The sequence below is a fragment of the Stenotrophomonas sp. Steno-Z10-BAI genome (genome assembly GCF_056393115.1).
Map to the genome: position 1 here is coordinate 38,384 of NZ_JBWJOZ010000002.1, position 15,775 is coordinate 54,158.

The window sequence follows — 15,775 nt, forward strand, 5'->3', positions numbered from 1 at the left end:
GGCCCCGCAGCGGCGCTGCCAGGGGCGAGGGGGTACCCGCGGTCGCCGGGGCGGCGAGGGCGGTCATCGGTGCGTGCGCGGCGGCACGCCCGGTACTACTGTCGGGATCGTCACCCATGGGGGCGGCAGGCTGTCTGAATGGAAGCGAATCCCGAGTCTAGCCGATCCATCGCGGCCTTGGGTTTCAACGGCGCTTGGGAGTATCGTGATGCGAGCCGCCAGCCAGGGAATCAGGCCCGTTGCCAGCCGCAGGTTCCCTTTCATCCACGAAAGATGTGCGGAGTTGAAGCAATGAGCAAGGGTTTCAGGATTGAACACGACAGCATGGGCGAGCTGCAGGTGCCCGCCGATGCATTGTGGGGCGCGCAGACCCAGCGCGCCGTCGATAATTTCCCGGTGTCGGGCCAACGTATGCCGCGTGGTTTCATCCGCGCGCTCGGCCTGGTCAAAGGCGCTGCGGCGAACGTCAATGTCGAGCTGGGCCATCTGCCGCGCAACATCGGCAAGGCCATCGAAGCGGCGGCGGCGGACGTTGCCGACGGCCGCCACGACGCGCACTTCCCGATCGATGTGTACCAGACCGGTTCGGGCACCTCCTCGAACATGAATGCCAACGAGGTCATCGCCACGCTCGCCAACCGCGCGGGCAAGGCCGGCAAGACCGCGGTGCATCCCAACGATCACGTCAACCAGGGGCAGAGCTCCAACGATGTGATTCCCACCGCGCTGCGTGTCTCCGCGCTGCTGGGCGTGCATGAGCAGCTGCTGCCTTCGCTGGTGCACCTGCGCAAGACCATCGACAAGCGCGGCCGCGCACTGCGCAAGGTGGTCAAGACCGGCCGCACCCATCTGATGGATGCGATGCCGCTGACCTTCGAACAGGAATTCGGCGCGTGGTCGGCGCAGTTGTTCTCGGCCCAGGATCGGATCGAAGACAGCCTCAAGCGGCTGCGTCGCCTGCCATTGGGTGGCACGGCGATCGGCACCGGCATCAATGCCGACCCGCGCTTCGGCGCGCTGGTGGCCAAGCAGCTCAAGCAGCAGACCGGCATCAAGTTCGACAGCGCGGAAAACAAATTCGAAGGCCTCGCCGCACAGGACGATGCGGTCGAACTGTCCGGCCAGCTCAACGCGTTGGCCGTGGCGCTGATCAAGATCGCCAACGACCTGCGCTGGATGAATGCCGGGCCGCTGGCCGGGCTGGGCGAGATCGAACTGCCGGCGCTGCAGCCGGGCAGCTCGATCATGCCGGGCAAGGTCAATCCGGTGATTCCCGAAGCTACCGTGATGGTGTGCGCCCAGGTGATCGGCCACCACACCGCGATCACCGTGGCCGGCCAGACCGGCAACTTCCAGTTGAACGTGACGCTGCCGCTGATCGCGGCCAACCTGCTTGATGGCATCCATCTGCTGGCCAACATCACCCGTCTGCTCGCCGATACCGCGATCGCCGGGTTGAAGGTGCGCGAGGATCGCGTCCGCGAGGCACTGGATCGCAACCCGATCCTGGTGACCGCCTTGAACCCGATCATCGGCTACGAGAAGGCGGCGGCAATTGCCAAGCGCGCCTACAAGGAACAACGCCCGGTGCTGGACGTGGCCAAGGAAGACAGTGGCCTGTCCGAAGCCGAACTGCGCAGGCTGCTGGATCCGGCGGCACTGACTGCCGGTGGCATCCATGGCGGTGGAGGTGGGGGCGGTTGACCGCTCGCACTACCTGAAACGAAAAACGGGCCGAACGGCCCGTTTTTTTGTGCGTGAGCCCCCTAGCGGCCGGCGGGCCCCAGGGCAAAATCAAGGAGGAGGCCGTCGCCGCCAGGCGGCGGACGGGGGACATTTGCCCAGGGGCCTGCCGGTCACTGCGGGGCTCGCGCACACACTCAGTGGCGAGCGGCCTGCAGGTTGCCGAAGGTTTCGGTGTAGTCCTTGAATTCCGGAATCTTCGTGATCAGGTCCGGCGGGATCGGCTGCATGCCCTCGGGGACCTGGATCTTCACCGAGCGCTTGGCCGGGTCCGGCGGGGCGTCGGTCAGGGTGTTCTGGCGCAGCACCTGCAGCTGGCCGAACATGCCCTGCAGCATCGCCTGCTGCTCTTCGTTGAGCGGAATTTCGATCTCATCGATTTTCATGTGCCCGTTGGGCAGGATGATAATGTTCGGCGCAGGCGCGCGGCGCACGGTGACCATGCCGTCGCTGACGGTGATCTTCGGCTTGCTGCGCTCGGCGCGGTGATTGCGGTACTCCTGATCGCAACCGGTGGCGACCAGGCAGAACAGGGCGAACAGCAACAGACTCAGCTTCTTCATGAGCAGGCAACGCATGCGACGGGAAGGGGGATTGTAGTCCTCCGGCGCCGGGAAGGGCCTGCCTGCGACGCATCGTCGCAGGCAGTGCCGGGATTACTTGCCGCAGTCGTCGATGTCGCTCTGGTCCATCGTTGCGTAGGGCTGGAAGGCCGGCAGCGCAGCGGCCAGCGCCTGCTGCTTCACCATCATGCCGGGTAGCAGCCCGCACAGCTTCTTGGCCTGGTCCTCGATTTTCCTGGCCTCGTCGTTCACGCGCGCCTCGATGCCCTGGGTGTCGCCGGAGAACATGCCCTTGATGGCTTCGCCGGCCGCCTTCACGCCGAGATTGGCACCGGCCACGCCGATCTCCATGCCGGCACTGGCCAGCTGCTCGACCTGCTTGCGGTAGTCCAGCAGCAGCGCACGCTGGTGGGCATCCACGGTAACGGCCTTGCCATCAATGAGCAGGTCGCCCTGCGGGCTGATCTCCGCCTTCGGGGTCTTCCCGTTGGCGATGGAAATGTTGCCCTGGCTGATCTCCCGGCGGGCCTTCTCGGTGGCCTCCTGCACGGTCTTGCCGATGCCATCGGTATCCAGCGCGCTGGTCGCCGGGGCGGCGGCGCTCTGGTCGGCGGGCGCCTTGCCCTTGCCACTGTCGGGGGCGGTACAGGCTGCGATCGGCAGGCACAACAGCAGGGCAGGCAGCAGCAGTCGAGTCGTCATGATGCGTATCCGTCAGAGGAGAAGAGAGGCTTACTTGCCGCGCGGCAGTTCCACCCGGCCGCGCACGTTGCTGTGGCGGATGTCGCCGCTGCCGCTGTTGGCCACGCGCAGGTCGCCGCCGACATCGCGCGCGGTGACATCGCCGGAGCCATGGCGGTCCACGGTGACGCTGCCGCCGATATCGCGCAGGTCGGTGTCGCCGGAGCCGACGGTGCCGACGCGCACGTTGCCCTTGGCTTTGCGCACATCGGTATCACCGGAGCCGACCACGCCGATCTCGACGTTGCCACCCACGGTATCCAGCTCGAAGTCGCCCGAGCCGATCGTGCCGACCTTGGCATCGCCGCGGATGTTGCGGGCCTTGAAATCGCCGGAACCGACCGAGAGCAGGTTCAGCGCACCGGCACCGTCGAGGATGACATCGCCCGAGCCGACCGCTGCGGTCACCAGGCCTTTGATCTGCTGAACCTTGATGTCACCCGAGCCGACGTCGGCGCTCAGCGAGTGCGCACCGGTGACGCTGGCATCGCCGGAGCCGACCTTGAGCTGGACCAGGATCGAGTCCGGTACGGTGCCGCGCATGTCCAGGTAGGCATAGCTGCTGCCGCTGATGGTGAGCGTGTTGCGGGCGTCGCGCTGCAGGCGGACGACCAGCTTGTCGCCGACCTTCTGCTGGGTCACGGTCAGTTCGCGCAGCCAATCCGCATTGGAGGCGCAGGCGCGCCCCCCGAGCTGGGCCGCACCCGGCCCGGCCTGCAGCACCAGGTCGTGCTGGTTCACTTCGAACACCACCGCCTTGGCGCCGGCCAGGTCGAGCTTGAGGTCACGCACTTCGTTGAACTTGCACTGCGGTTCATCGGCGAGGGCGGTCAGCGGCAGCAACAACAGGGAAGCAACAGCGAGCATGCGGATCATGGGTGGCTCCTCAGTGAAGGGCGGGGATCAGATTTCGCCGGCGCGGCGGCGCAGGCGGATGGCCAGGAACAGGAACACCACGCCGACGGCGGCACCGATCCACAGTTCCGGCATGGCGAAGGTAGCCAGCTGGTGGCTCGGGCCCAGTTCGTTGACCAGGTTGTCCATGTTGCCGTTGCCGCTGAACATCGACTCGCCGCGGTAGAACTGGTCGCTGGCCGGGACCGCGCTGAGCAGCAGGCGGCCCACGATGTGCTTCCAGAACCAGCCGCCGGTCAGGTCGAACAGGGTCATCACCTTGGTGGTGCTGACGATGATGCCGGCGAACAGCGGCAGCATCACCGCCCACAGGAACGGCTTGGTTTTGGCCCACGCCGAGCACAGCAGCAGCCAGCCGACGGTCGGCAACGCCCAGAGCAGGTAGACCGGGATCCAGGACAGATGACCGGCGAGAATGGTCAATGGGCTGGCCGGTCCCCAGATCAACATCATCGGGTCGCCGCCGTGAGCGATCACCACGATCGAGATCATCACCAGGAAGCCGAACATGGTCAGGGCCGAGGCGATCACCGCGATGATCGGGGCGATCAACAACGCGCTCAGCGCCTTGGACAGGACGGTGGACGTATCCGACAGCGGCAGCGACTTCCAGAACAGGATGCTGCGATCGCGACGGTCGTCGTACAGGGCGCCCAGGCAGTAGAAGAACACCACGAAGGCGAGCACGATCAGCGGCCAGCCCGAGCTCAGGATCAGGGTCAGATCCAGGCCGTTGGCCAGGTCATGCAGGTTCTTGGCATCGAGCTTGCTGGTCAGCAGGCTCAGGTCCAGTCCGTTGATGCTGACGTTTTCGTCGTTGAGGTGGAGGCCGCCACTCTTGACCGCACGGTGCATGGCCACCAGGCCCAACACGATGCCGAGCAGGCTCATCACCAGCGAGATGCCACCGGCGATCACCGGCGCATACAGGAACCCGCCACGGTTTTCCCAGTACTCACGCTTGAGCAGCCACTTGAACGAACTGGCCTTGCTGATGGGGTGGTTGACGGTGTTCATGCGTAGGTTCCCTTCATGATGGCCACGAACAGATCCGCCAGCCCCGGGCTGCGGATTTCCCCCAAGGGCGTGAGTTGGGCGCGTGGCACCCCGTCGAACAGCAGCACGGTCTTGCCGAAGGGCAGGGCGCGTTCGTCGATCGGCTTGAGTGCGCGCGCGGCCTCGACGGCATCGGCCGACACCAGCACTTCGGTATAGCGCTCGCCGATGTCTTCCATATCGGTGGTGAGCACGATGCGGCCATCACGGATGAACATCACATCGGTGAGGATGTGCTCGATCTCTTCCACCTGGTGGGTGGTGACGATGATCGTCTTCTGCTCATCGAAGTAGTCCTCCAGCAGACGCTGGTAGAACTCCTTGCGGTACAGGATGTCCAGGCCCAGGGTCGGCTCGTCCAGCACCAGCACCTTGGCATCGATGGCCATCACCAGGGCCAGGTGCAGCTGCACGATCATGCCCTTGGACAGTTCGCGCACGCGCTGCTTGGGATGCAGCTTGGTGGAGGCCAGGAAGCGCTCGCAGCGCGCCCGGTCGAAACGCGGATGGGTGCCGGCGACGAAATCGATCGCCTCGCGCACCTTCATCCAGCGCGGCAGCACCGCCACGTCGGCGATGAAGCACACATCGTTCATCAGGGCATTTCGCTGCTCGGTCGGGTCCAGCCCGAGCACGCGCAGCTCGCCTTCCACCGAGGTCAGGCCGAGCAGCGCCTTGAGCAGGGTGGTCTTGCCGGCGCCGTTGGGGCCGATCAGGCCGGTGATGCGGCCGGGCGCGATCGTGAAGCTGGTGTTGTCCAGCGCCACGGTCTGTTTATAGGCCTTGCGCAGGCCTCGAGCGGAAATGACGACATCACTTGCAACGGCATTCATGAGGATTTCCCCTGGGGCAGCAATTCGTCGAGGTTCAGGCCCAGGCGCTGGATGCGCTCCAGGACCAGCGGCCATTCTTCATTGAGGAACCGGTCGCGCTCGCTGCTGCGCAGCTGCGTGGCCGCTTCCTCGGTCATGAACATGCCCAGGCCGCGGCGCTTTTCGACCAGGCCTTCATCAGCCAGTTCCTGGTAGGCGCGCGATACGGTGATGGGGTTGAGCTGGTACTCGGCGGCAACCTGCCGGACCGAAGGCAAGGCGTCGCCGGGCTTGATGATGCCGTCAAGCATCATGGCGATCACGCGCTCTTTCAGCTGGCGGTAGATCGGAGCACCATCGCTCCATTGAATATCGCTCATGGTCAGCTCCGTGGGTTCAGCGACTGCGCGAATGAGAAGTAAGGCATGGACAGGGAGCTGTGCAGCCGGCGGGGGGGCGTGGGGGCGCCGTTGGCGGTCCCTGCCTCGATGACGCCTGCGTCCTGCGGGCCTTCAAACACATCGGCGCTGGCAGGGCTGCCAGCGTCACCGGAGGGGATGCCGAACCAGCCGAGCAGGAGCAGCGCCGAGGCGGCGGTGACGGCTTTGGCGGCGTGGCGGTGGCGCATGCGGTTCATGGGCTTCCCCTGTCTAGGTGACTGGTGTTGTATGCAACTATAACACCGGCACGCCGAAGATCAACAGGGGGCGATACCCAACTGATGGCAGGGGCCTGGCGGCCCCGTCCGGAATCTCCCAAGTCTTTGAATGGAAAGGATGTTTGTTGGATGCGCGACGGCGACATGCGCCAGCGCACATTCATTGATGTCAATGGTATGGCAAGCCGTAAGCGCATTCAGGCAATGGGATGCGGATGCCCGCTACCGCAACCGACACCGCCAAACGCGGCAAAGCAGCCCCCGAATGCGCTGGGCCCGCGCCCTGCATGGGGCGCTGCGACCGCGTTGCTGGCGTGTGCCTGAAACCGGCGGACCGGCGGCGTCCGGCGGCAAAAACACCGGTGATATAGTGCCCGCCGCAGCCTTGGCAGCCCTTGCCAGGCCCGTTCACCCCCTCGTTGTCCCCACTTTGGAGTGTCGCGATGCACCACGTGTCTCTGTCGTCTGTCCGTCGCGACCGCGCTGCGCGCCGGGCGCCTTGGTCCCTGCTGTTGCTGGCGGCCAGCCTGCTGGTGGGCGCGTCGGCCCAGGCGGCCGACCTGCTGGATGTGAGCTACCGCCCGCTGGCGGGCAAGGGTGAGGTCAATCTGGCCAAGCAGTACGGTGGCAAGGTGCTGTTGGTGGTCAATACGGCCAGCAAGTGCGGTTTCACCCCGCAGTACGAAGGCCTGGAGGCGCTGCAGCGCAAGTACGCCGCGCGTGGTTTCTCGGTGCTGGGCTTCCCCTCCAACGACTTCAAGGGTCAGGAGCCGGGCGATGAGAGCCAGATCCAGGAGTTCTGCACGCTGACCTACGGCGTGAAGTTCCCGATGTTCCAGAAGGTGGTGGTGACCGGGCCGGAAGCGACGCCGCTGTACCGCAGTCTCGCCACCGCCACGGGCGTGTCCCCGGGCTGGAACTTCCACAAGTATCTGATCGGCCGCGATGGCCGGGTGGTAGCGCAGTTCCCGAGCAAGGTCACGCCGGACGATCCGAAGCTGGTGGCGGCGATCGAACGTGAACTCTCTGTCACCACCAACACGCGCTGACGATATCGACATCTCGGACGCGCGTGCGACAATGGTTGCTTTCGCGCCGACGTCGGCGTCCAGTCACTTCCAGGAATGCAGCGAATGAAGATGGGAATGCGCGGCGCCGCGGCGTCGGTTCTGATTCTGGCGATGGGTGCCACCGGTACCGCGATGTCGCAACAACCAGCCGCCCGCGCGGCTGTCAAGGAGACTTCCACTTTGAACACCCAACGGGAAAAGCTCGGCTACGCCATCGGTATCGATGTGGCCAATTCGTTCGGTCCGATCTCCAGCGAGATCGACCTGGCCGCCCTGCGTCGCGGTGTGACCAATGCCTTTGAAGGCAAGCAGCCGCTGATCAGCCAGGAAGAGGCGCAGAAGACCGATGCCGCCCTGCGCCAGGCCGTGATGGCCAAGAGCGGCCAGCCGGTTCCGGGCGTTGCGCCGGGCACCGCGCCGCCGAAGGTGGACCGTGAAAAGGTCGGCCTGATGCTGGGCAGCTTCGCCGTGGGCCCGTCGCTGGCACCGCTGAAGGACGATCTGGACCTGGACGCGCTGTTCGATGCGGTCAGCACCACCTTCAACAACGGCACTCCGAAGATGAGCGCCGAGCAGGCCAAGGCCACGCTGGAAGGCTTCATGAAGGGCAAGCAGGCTGAAATGGACGCCAAGTCCGCCGCCCAGGCCGGTACCAACCGCGTGGATGGCAACAACTTCCTGGCCAAGAACAAGACCGCGCCGGGCGTGGTGACCACCGCCTCGGGCCTGCAGTACCAGGTGCTGCGCCCGGGTTCGGGCGAGCGCCCGATGCCGACCAGCAAGGTGCGCGTGAACTACGAAGGCAAGCTGCTCGACGGCACCGTGTTCGACAGCAGCTACCAGCGTGGCCAGCCGATCGAGTTCGGTCTGGACCAGGTGATCAAGGGGTGGTCCGAAGGCGTTTCGCTGATGCCGACCGGCTCGAAGTACCGCTTCTGGATTCCGGGCGAGCTGGCCTATGGCGAGCAGGGCACCCCGGGTGGCCCGATCGGTCCGAACGCGACGCTGACGTTCGACGTCGAGCTGCTGAACGTTCTGCCGTAACGGATCTGGAGCACCACCGCCCATGCGCGTTGCGATTTTCGGTACCGGCTACGTCGGTCTTGTCACGGGTACCTGCCTGGCCGAGGTTGGCCACCAGGTGATCTGTGTCGATATCGACCAGGCCAAGGTCGACGGCCTCAACAACGGGATCGTTCCGATCTATGAGCCCGGCCTGGAGCCGATGGTCAAGGCCAACCACGATGCGTCGCGGTTGACCTTCACCTCCGACGCCGCCGCCGCGATCGCGCATGGCCAGGTGATTTTCATTGCCGTGGGCACGCCACCGGACGAGGACGGCAGTGCCGACCTGCAGTACGTGCTGGCCGTGGCCCGCACCATCGGCCGGCACATCACCGTGCCGGTGGTGGTGGTGAACAAATCGACCGTGCCGGTAGGCACGGCCGACAAAGTCCGTGAGGCCATCGCGCAGGCGCTGGCCGACCGCGGCGTGGAGATCGCGTTCGACGTGGTCTCCAACCCCGAATTCCTCAAGGAAGGTGACGCGGTCGCCGACTGCATGCGGCCGGACCGCATCGTGGTGGGCGCGTCCAATCCCGAATCGGTCGCGCTGATGCGCCGCCTGTATGCGCCGTTCAACCGCAACCACGACCGCGTGGTGGAGATGGACGTGCGCTCGGCGGAGCTGACCAAGTACGCGGCCAACGCGATGCTGGCGACCAAGATTTCGTTCATGAACGAAATCGCCAACATCGCCGAGAAGGTCGGTGCCGATATCGAGCAGGTCCGCCAGGGCATCGGCTCGGATCCGCGCATCGGCTGGCACTTCATCTACCCCGGCGCCGGGTACGGTGGCTCGTGCTTCCCCAAGGATGTGCAGGCGCTGGCCCGGACCGCCCAGCAGTACGGCCATGAGCCGAAGCTGTTGAACGCGGTCGAAGCCGTCAACGAACACCAGAAGGGCCATCTGTACGCCCTGATCCAGCGCCACTACGACCGTGGCGAGGATGAAGGCGTGCGCGGCAAGACCTTCGCGGTGTGGGGCCTGGCGTTCAAGCCCAACACCGATGACATGCGTGAAGCCTCCAGCCGCCGCCTGCTGGCGCAGCTGTGGGAGGCCGGTGCGCAGGTGCGCGCCTACGATCCTGAAGCGACCGAAGAAGCGCGCCGCATTTTCGGTGAGCGCGATGATCTGGTGTTCTGCGACAACGCTTATGACGCCCTCGAGGGCGCCGATGCGCTGGTCGTGGTGACCGAATGGAAGCAGTTCCGCAGCCCGGATTTCGTCCGCCTGCGTGAAATGCTCAACGATGCGGTCGTGTTCGACGGCCGCAATCTGTACGACCCGCAGGACATCGAAGCCGCGGGCCTGGCTTATTACGGCATTGGCCGGGGACGTTCGTTGAATGCATGAGTCCACACCCTCCGAGCGCGAACAGGCACTGGAAGCACGCCTGATCGAGCTGGAAATGCGCGTCTCCTTCCAGGAGCAGGCGTTGGCCGAACTGAGCGAGGCCCTGGCCGATGCGCGCATGGAAGGCAACCGCAATGCCGACCTGACCCGCATCCTGCTCGAAGACCTCGGCAAGGTCCGCACCGCGTTGTATTCCGATTCGGCCGAAGAGCCGCCGCCGCCGCACTACTGATCTGACGTCATGAGCGATACTCTCCGCGACCAGCTGCTGGGCCTTGGCTTCAAAGCCGCGCCCAAACCCGAACGAACCAACGACCGCAAGCCGGATCGTCGACCCGACGCGCGCCGCGATGGCCGCCCGGCCGGCAAGCCGCAGGGCGCGCGCCCGGCCGGCAAGCCCGGCGAGGGCCAGCGGCCCGCCCGCGACGGCGAGCGCCGCCCGCAGGGCAAGGGCCGCCCCGCTGGTGCCCGCCCGCCGCAGGGCGCACCCGGCAAGCCGCGCTCGCGCGAGGACATCGACCTCGCCAAGGCGTATGCGATCCGTGCGCAGAAGGAAAAAGACGACCGTATCGAGGCCGAGCGCCTGAAGCAGGAAGAAGCCCGTCTGCGTCGCGAAGCCAAGGCCAAGCTGGAGGTCCTGCTGGAAGGCAAGTCCCTCAACGCTGAAGCGGCCGACATCGCGCGCCACTTCCCGTACGGCGGCAAGATCAAGCGTATCTACGTCACCGCCGACCAGCTCAGGGCACTCAATGCCGGCGAGCTCGGCGTGCTGCAGCAGAACGGCCGCTATGTGCTGGTGACTGCCGCGGTGCTGGCCGAAGCCGAAGCGGTGTTCGCACCGTCGGTGGCGCTGAAGGTCGATCCGGATGCGCCGGCCGGTGAAGATCCGTATGCCGATCCGCAGTACCAGGTGCCCGACGACCTGGTCTGGTAAACCAACGCAACCATTGTTGAACGCACTGGGCGCCGTGAGGCGCCCAGTGCATGTCAGGAGCAGGGCCATGCAGGAACGCAGTCCCGGGTATTTCCCGCATATCGATGGCCTGCGTGCGATCGCGGTCCTGGCGGTCATCCTCTATCACCTCAAGGCGAGCTGGTTGCCGGGCGGCTTCACTGGTGTGGACGTGTTCTTCGTCATCTCCGGTTTCGTGGTCAGCGCCTCGGTGGATCGCCTGCCGGCGGTCGGCGGCTGGGCCGGGCTGGCACGCTTCTATGCGCGCCGCATGCGTCGCATCGCTCCGGCACTGGTGGTCTGCCTGCTGGTAACGGCGATGCTCAGCGCGTTGCTGATTCCCGAATCCTGGCTCAGCGAGACCAGCGACAAGACCGGCCGGATGGCGTTCGTCGGGCTGAGCAACTGGGTGCTCGCCAGCACCGGCAACGATTACTTCTCGCCGCGCACCGAGTTCAATCCGTACACCCATACCTGGTCGCTGGGTGTGGAAGAGCAGTTCTATCTGCTGTTCCCGCTGTTGTTCCTGGCGTGGGCCAAAGGCCCGCGTGGGCGCTGGCTGTCGCTGGGCCTGTTCGGCGTGGCAACCGTGGCATCGCTGGGCTATGCGGTGTTCCGCGCGCGACAGGGCGGCCATGAGATCGATGCGTTCTACCTCACGACCACGCGCTTCTGGCAGCTGGGCGCTGGCGTGCTGCTGTTCCAGCTGCTGTCCCTGAGCGGGCGGTTCACGCCGCCGCCGGTGCCGCCGCGCGGTATCAGCTGGCGCTCGCCGCTGCTGGTGCTGAGCCTTGCGGCGCTGGGCTATGGTTTGTGGGCCGCACGGCCGGGGCATTCGCCATGGATCGATGGGCTGTGGCCGGTAGTGGGCACGCTGGGGTTGCTGGGCCTGCTGCAGCGCTCACCCGGGGGCTGGGTCGGGCGGGCGCTGGCGACCACACCGATGGTGACGATCGGTCGGCTGTCCTACTCGCTGTACCTGTGGCACTGGCCGGTCTTCGTGCTGTTCCGCTGGACGGTGGGCCTGGAGACGGTGGCCACCGGCGGCGCCGCGCTGCTGTGCGTGGCACTGTTGTCCTGGCTGTCGTGGCGCTGGGTGGAACAGCCCCTGCGGCATGGTGCGCGCTGGGGCGTCAGCAACGCGCGCTGGGTCGTGGTCGGGCTGGGCGTACTGGTGCTTGGCGCCGGCCTGCAGGCGGCGCTGGTCAAGACCCAGCAGTACACCTCGCTCAGCGTGGTCAGCCGTGCCCCGCTGGACTGGTATCCGTATGCCAAGGGGTTGAAGAAGGAGATCCCCGACTGCCGCGTGCGGGTCAGCAACGTGCCGGTGCTGGGCGGGCAAGCGCGTCTGTATGCGCGTGGTGAGTGCCCGGGACGCACCGCATCCACCCGCCAACTGTTCGTGGCCGGCGATTCGCATGCGCTGGCCTACCACGAAATGCTGCAGCGCCTGGCTGTGCTGGATGGAGCGCCGATCCGACTGTATGGCAGCGGAGGTTGCGCGCTGGTCGGGCTGCGCGCTTGGCAGGGGCCCAATCCGGCGTGCGAGGCCTATGCGCGCAATGTGCTGGACGATATCCAGGCGCGTGCGCAGCCGGGCGATGTGGTGCTGTTGGCAGGGCTGCGGCTGCCGCGCCTGTCCGAACAGTACGCACTGTTCGATGTCGCGCAGGTTCGCGCTGCCCATCTCAGCGAGGCGGCCAATGCAGGCCGTACCGCCGAAATATCCCACTGGATCGAGCAGCTCACGCCGCTGGCCGATCGCGGTGTTCACATCGTGCTGGAGGCGCCCAAACCCGTTTTGCCAGCGCCCCCGTACCGGTGCTCGGATGTGTTCAACCGGCACAATCCGATCTGCGCCAACGGCATGACCGTGCCGCGCACCGAGATCGAGCAGTTGCGTGCGCCGGTATTGGCCGGCCTGCAGCAGGTGGCTGCAGGTCTGCCCGGCGCGTCGATCTGGGATCCGATGCCGTTGCTGTGCCCCGGCGAGCAATGCCTGCCGACACGTGAGGGCAAGCCGCTGTTCTTCGATGGTGATCATCTCAGCGGCTATGGCAATCGTCTGCTGCTGCCTGATTTCCAGGCGCAGCTGAAGCGGTGGGAGACGACGGCACCCGCCGTCGCCCCCTGAATCACACACCCCGCGATCAGTCGCGGGTAGCCGTGTCTGCAGCGGCCTCGATCGGGCCGGCGACCTGCTGGCCGGCCTGCCAGACCGCGCCAATGCGCTGCGTGTTGGCGATATCCACCAGCGGATCGGCATCGAGCACCAGCAGGTCGGCGCGCTTGCCGGCGGCAATGCGGCCGCGGTCGGTCAGCCCCAGCAATGCCGCCGCTTGCGTGGTGGCGACCTGCAAGGCTTCGGAGGGCGTCAGCCCGGCTGCCACCAACAGCTGCAGTTCGCGATGTTCGGCCACGCCGATCACCCGTTGCGGCATCGCGCCGGCATCGGTGCCGAAGCCGAGCTTCACTCCCGCCGCATGCAGGCGGCGCACGTTGTCCAGATTGGTCACGACCGCCTTGCGCGCGGCGGGTATGCCGTCGCTGGCCAGCTGGCTGCGCTGCCAGTCCGGCTGCGACCAGCGCGCCAGCACATCGGCGTGCAGTGCCTGGCGCAGGAAGGGCTGCTGCAATGCCAGCGGATGCTCGGCATACCAGTAATTGGCCTCGTCGATGGCGATGGTGGGGATGTACCAGGTGCCCTGGTCGCGCATCTTCCGCGCCAGCATCGGGTCCACCGCGCGGTCGCGGATACCGTGGGCGAGGATGTCGACCTTGGCATCGACCAGGTCGCGGGCCTGCTCCAGATCGTGGATGTGCGCGGCAACCTTGAGCCCGCGCGCATGCGCTTCGGCGATGGCGGCGCGATACACCTCCGGAGTCATCATCGGGCGTTTGCCACCGAGGTCGTCCACCCACAGCTTGATCAGGTCCACGCCATCGGCATGCTGGGTGGCCACGGCCGCGCGCGCCTCTTCGGCGTTGCGCGGGCGTGCCACCGGATCGTGGCGCAGGCCCATGGTGTCGGCCGGGGGCGCACCCTCCGGGGCGCCGATACCGCCGCCGGCACCGTACAGCTGTGCGCCCAGGCGGGGATCGGTGTTCACCGCTTTGCGGATGGCGAAAAAGTCCGCGCCGTTCATGCCCAGCGCGGTCACCGTGGTGATGCCGTAGCGCTGGAACTGGCGCAGGTCGCGCACCACGTTGTCATGGGTGTAGAAACGGTCACCGTGCTCCAGCCCCTGCGTATTGCCGACGTGGGCATGGTCGCTGACCAGCCCGGGCAACAGGGTCTTGCCGGTGTAATCGATGCGGCGCGCACCGGTGGCGGCCGCCGGCAGCGGCGTGCCGACATGCACGATCCGCGCGCCGTCGATCAGCACTGGCGTGATGCCGAGGTCGCGGGTGCCATCGAAGACACGGGCGTTTTCGAACAGGATCGGCTCGGCTGCGGCAGGCAGGGCGGTGGTGGCGGCAAGCAGCAGCGCCCACAGGCGGGTCGGTCGCATCGGCGGCTCCAGTCAGGGGGAGCCTTGAGCCTACCCCATCCGGGGATCGGGTTGCCGGCCAGTGGCCGGCACTACCGGCAGCGGACAATCAGTGCGTGCGCGCCCGCAGCAGCGGCAGGCTGATCGCGAAGAAGCACAGCAAGGCCCCGGCCAACGCAAACCCGCTGCCCGCGAGGAACGCGGTACGGCCCTGATCGATCGGCCACAACTGGCCCGCGATCAGTGCGCCGAGCACGCCGCCCACTCCGGAGGAGAAGCCGTACAACAAACCCTGGCCATGGCCGTTCAGGCGCCCGGGGAAGTAGGTGGCCAGCATCTGCATCGCGGCGGCGAAGAAGGCGGCAAAACCGAGCGCATGCGCAGTCTGGGCGAGGAGCATCACCGGCAGGTTCTCCGGGAACAGCGCGGTCACCGCCCAGCGCACCGTGGAACTGAGCAGGGCGATCAGCAGCATCCAGCTGGCGTCATAGCGGCGGAAGAAGCGGCCGATGGTGAAGAACACACCCACTTCGAACACCACCCCGACCGTCCACAGCACGCCCAGCGTGGAGGTCGCGTAGCCGTGGTGATCCATGTAGACCGAGAAGAAGGTGTAATAGGGGCCGAACGACAGCTGCTCCATGAACGCGGCCAGGAAGAACGCCAGCACCTGCGGCTTGCGCACGATCGCCCAGAATCCACTGGCATCACCGTCGCTGCGCTGCAGGTTGCGTGCGTAGTGGTTGGCAAAGCCCGAGGCGGTCAGCAGGCCGAACAGCGGCAGCATCAACCACGGCAGCAGATGTGCGTTGCCGGCGCCGCCGTCGCCTTCGATGATCCAGCCGAACAGCATCACCACGGCGATGAAGCCCAGCGAGCCCCACACCCGGATCAGCCCATAGCGATGGCTGTCGCTGCCCAGGTGGGTCAACGTGATCGATTCGAACTGTGGCATCACCGCGTTGTAGAAGAAACAGAACGCGATCATCGCCGGGTACAGCCACGGCTGCGGCAACGGCAGCAGGAACGCGCAGAAGGTCAGCAGGGTGATCACGCAGCCCAGTCGCAGCCAGAAGATCGGGCGCGGCGAGGCGGCGGCGAGGGAGGTCCAGGTGGTGGGCGCCACGATGCGGGTGGCATACCAGATGCCCATCATCACGCTGATCGCGGTGACGCTCATGCCGCGCGAGGTCAGGAACAACGACCAGTACGGTGTGAACGCGCCCAGAGCGGCGTAGTAGAACAGGTAGAACGAGGACAGGCGGACGGCCGGTACGGCGTCGCGGGGGAGGGCGGTCATGCGGGATCTCGGTGACGACCGGTGCATTATGGACGCGCGCACCCGGGCACGGGGTGGG

At 66.4% G+C, this 15,775-nt stretch carries 16 protein-coding genes; 7 read left to right on the plus strand and 9 right to left on the minus strand.

Annotated features, from left to right (window positions below; genetic code table 11):
- Positions 1–291: 291 nt before the first annotated feature.
- The gene (locus AC06E9_RS05080) at positions 292–1,704 is read left to right on the plus strand and encodes a class II fumarate hydratase (protein ID WP_152152634.1); all 1,413 of its coding nucleotides are present in this window, start codon (positions 292–294) and stop codon (positions 1,702–1,704) included.
- Positions 1,705–1,880: 176 nt separating this feature from the next.
- On the opposite strand, the gene AC06E9_RS05085 is transcribed toward AC06E9_RS05080, so the two are convergent.
- The 7 genes from AC06E9_RS05085 to AC06E9_RS05115 all read right to left on the minus strand — a co-directional run bounded on the left by AC06E9_RS05085 (position 1,881) and on the right by AC06E9_RS05115 (position 6,467).
- The gene (locus AC06E9_RS05085; RefSeq protein ID WP_121037947.1) at positions 1,881–2,306 is read right to left on the minus strand and encodes a hypothetical protein; all 426 of its coding nucleotides are present in this window, start codon (positions 2,304–2,306) and stop codon (positions 1,881–1,883) included.
- 93 nt (positions 2,307–2,399) lie between these two features.
- Positions 2,400–3,008 carry a DUF2884 family protein gene (locus AC06E9_RS05090; RefSeq protein ID WP_478049309.1) on the minus strand — a complete coding sequence of 203 codons (609 nt, stop codon included), beginning with the start codon at positions 3,006–3,008 and terminating at the stop codon, positions 2,400–2,402.
- A gap of 30 nt (positions 3,009–3,038) precedes the next feature.
- Positions 3,039–3,923 (minus strand): DUF4097 family beta strand repeat-containing protein, encoded by an 885-nt coding sequence (locus tag AC06E9_RS05095; RefSeq protein ID WP_478055609.1) that lies wholly within the window; start codon positions 3,921–3,923, stop codon positions 3,039–3,041.
- Between the two features lie 27 nt (positions 3,924–3,950).
- Entirely contained in the window at positions 3,951–4,979 is a 1,029-nt protein-coding gene (locus tag AC06E9_RS05100; RefSeq protein WP_478055610.1) for a hypothetical protein, read from the minus strand.
- Positions 4,976–5,851: an ABC transporter ATP-binding protein gene (locus tag AC06E9_RS05105; RefSeq protein ID WP_121037935.1), complete on the minus strand. Its 876-nt coding sequence runs from the start codon at positions 5,849–5,851 to the stop codon at positions 4,976–4,978. The genes AC06E9_RS05100 and AC06E9_RS05105 overlap by 4 nt, the downstream gene beginning before the upstream one ends.
- Positions 5,848–6,210 (minus strand): GntR family transcriptional regulator, encoded by a 363-nt coding sequence (locus tag AC06E9_RS05110; protein ID WP_019185943.1) that lies wholly within the window; start codon positions 6,208–6,210, stop codon positions 5,848–5,850. Before AC06E9_RS05110 ends, AC06E9_RS05105 begins: the two co-directional genes overlap by 4 nt.
- 2 nt (positions 6,211–6,212) lie before the next feature.
- Positions 6,213–6,467 carry a hypothetical protein gene (locus AC06E9_RS05115; protein ID WP_282262813.1) on the minus strand — a complete coding sequence of 85 codons (255 nt, stop codon included), beginning with the start codon at positions 6,465–6,467 and terminating at the stop codon, positions 6,213–6,215.
- Positions 6,468–6,931: 464 nt separating this feature from the next.
- On the opposite strand from AC06E9_RS05115, the gene AC06E9_RS05120 reads away from it, so the two are divergent.
- The 6 genes from AC06E9_RS05120 to AC06E9_RS05145 all read left to right on the plus strand — a co-directional run bounded on the left by AC06E9_RS05120 (position 6,932) and on the right by AC06E9_RS05145 (position 13,060).
- Positions 6,932–7,537, plus strand: a complete 606-nt coding sequence (locus tag AC06E9_RS05120; RefSeq protein ID WP_152152627.1) for a glutathione peroxidase — start codon at positions 6,932–6,934, stop codon at positions 7,535–7,537.
- An 84-nt stretch (positions 7,538–7,621) separates the two neighbouring features.
- A complete protein-coding gene (locus AC06E9_RS05125) occupies positions 7,622–8,602 on the plus strand; it encodes an FKBP-type peptidyl-prolyl cis-trans isomerase N-terminal domain-containing protein (RefSeq protein WP_121037926.1) in 981 nt (326 codons plus the stop codon).
- A 22-nt stretch (positions 8,603–8,624) separates the two neighbouring features.
- On the plus strand, positions 8,625–9,974 hold the full coding sequence (locus tag AC06E9_RS05130) for a UDP-glucose dehydrogenase family protein (RefSeq protein ID WP_282262809.1): 1,350 nt from the start codon (positions 8,625–8,627) through the stop codon (positions 9,972–9,974).
- The gene (locus tag AC06E9_RS05135; protein WP_019185948.1) at positions 9,967–10,206 is read left to right on the plus strand and encodes a SlyX family protein; all 240 of its coding nucleotides are present in this window, start codon (positions 9,967–9,969) and stop codon (positions 10,204–10,206) included. Before AC06E9_RS05130 ends, AC06E9_RS05135 begins: the two co-directional genes overlap by 8 nt.
- A 9-nt stretch (positions 10,207–10,215) precedes the next feature.
- Positions 10,216–10,908, plus strand: a complete 693-nt coding sequence (locus AC06E9_RS05140; RefSeq protein WP_121037920.1) for a DUF2058 domain-containing protein — start codon at positions 10,216–10,218, stop codon at positions 10,906–10,908.
- Positions 10,909–10,975: 67 nt separating this feature from the next.
- Positions 10,976–13,060 carry an acyltransferase family protein gene (locus tag AC06E9_RS05145; protein WP_121037917.1) on the plus strand — a complete coding sequence of 695 codons (2,085 nt, stop codon included), beginning with the start codon at positions 10,976–10,978 and terminating at the stop codon, positions 13,058–13,060.
- Between the two features lie 16 nt (positions 13,061–13,076).
- On the opposite strand, the gene AC06E9_RS05150 is transcribed toward AC06E9_RS05145, so the two are convergent.
- Positions 13,077–14,438, minus strand: a complete 1,362-nt coding sequence (locus tag AC06E9_RS05150) for an amidohydrolase family protein (protein WP_478055611.1) — start codon at positions 14,436–14,438, stop codon at positions 13,077–13,079.
- An 88-nt stretch (positions 14,439–14,526) separates the two neighbouring features.
- Complete coding sequence (locus AC06E9_RS05155; RefSeq protein WP_152152619.1) at positions 14,527–15,717, minus strand: MFS transporter; 1,191 nt, start codon at positions 15,715–15,717, stop codon at positions 14,527–14,529.
- Between the last annotated feature and the right edge of the window lie 58 nt (positions 15,718–15,775).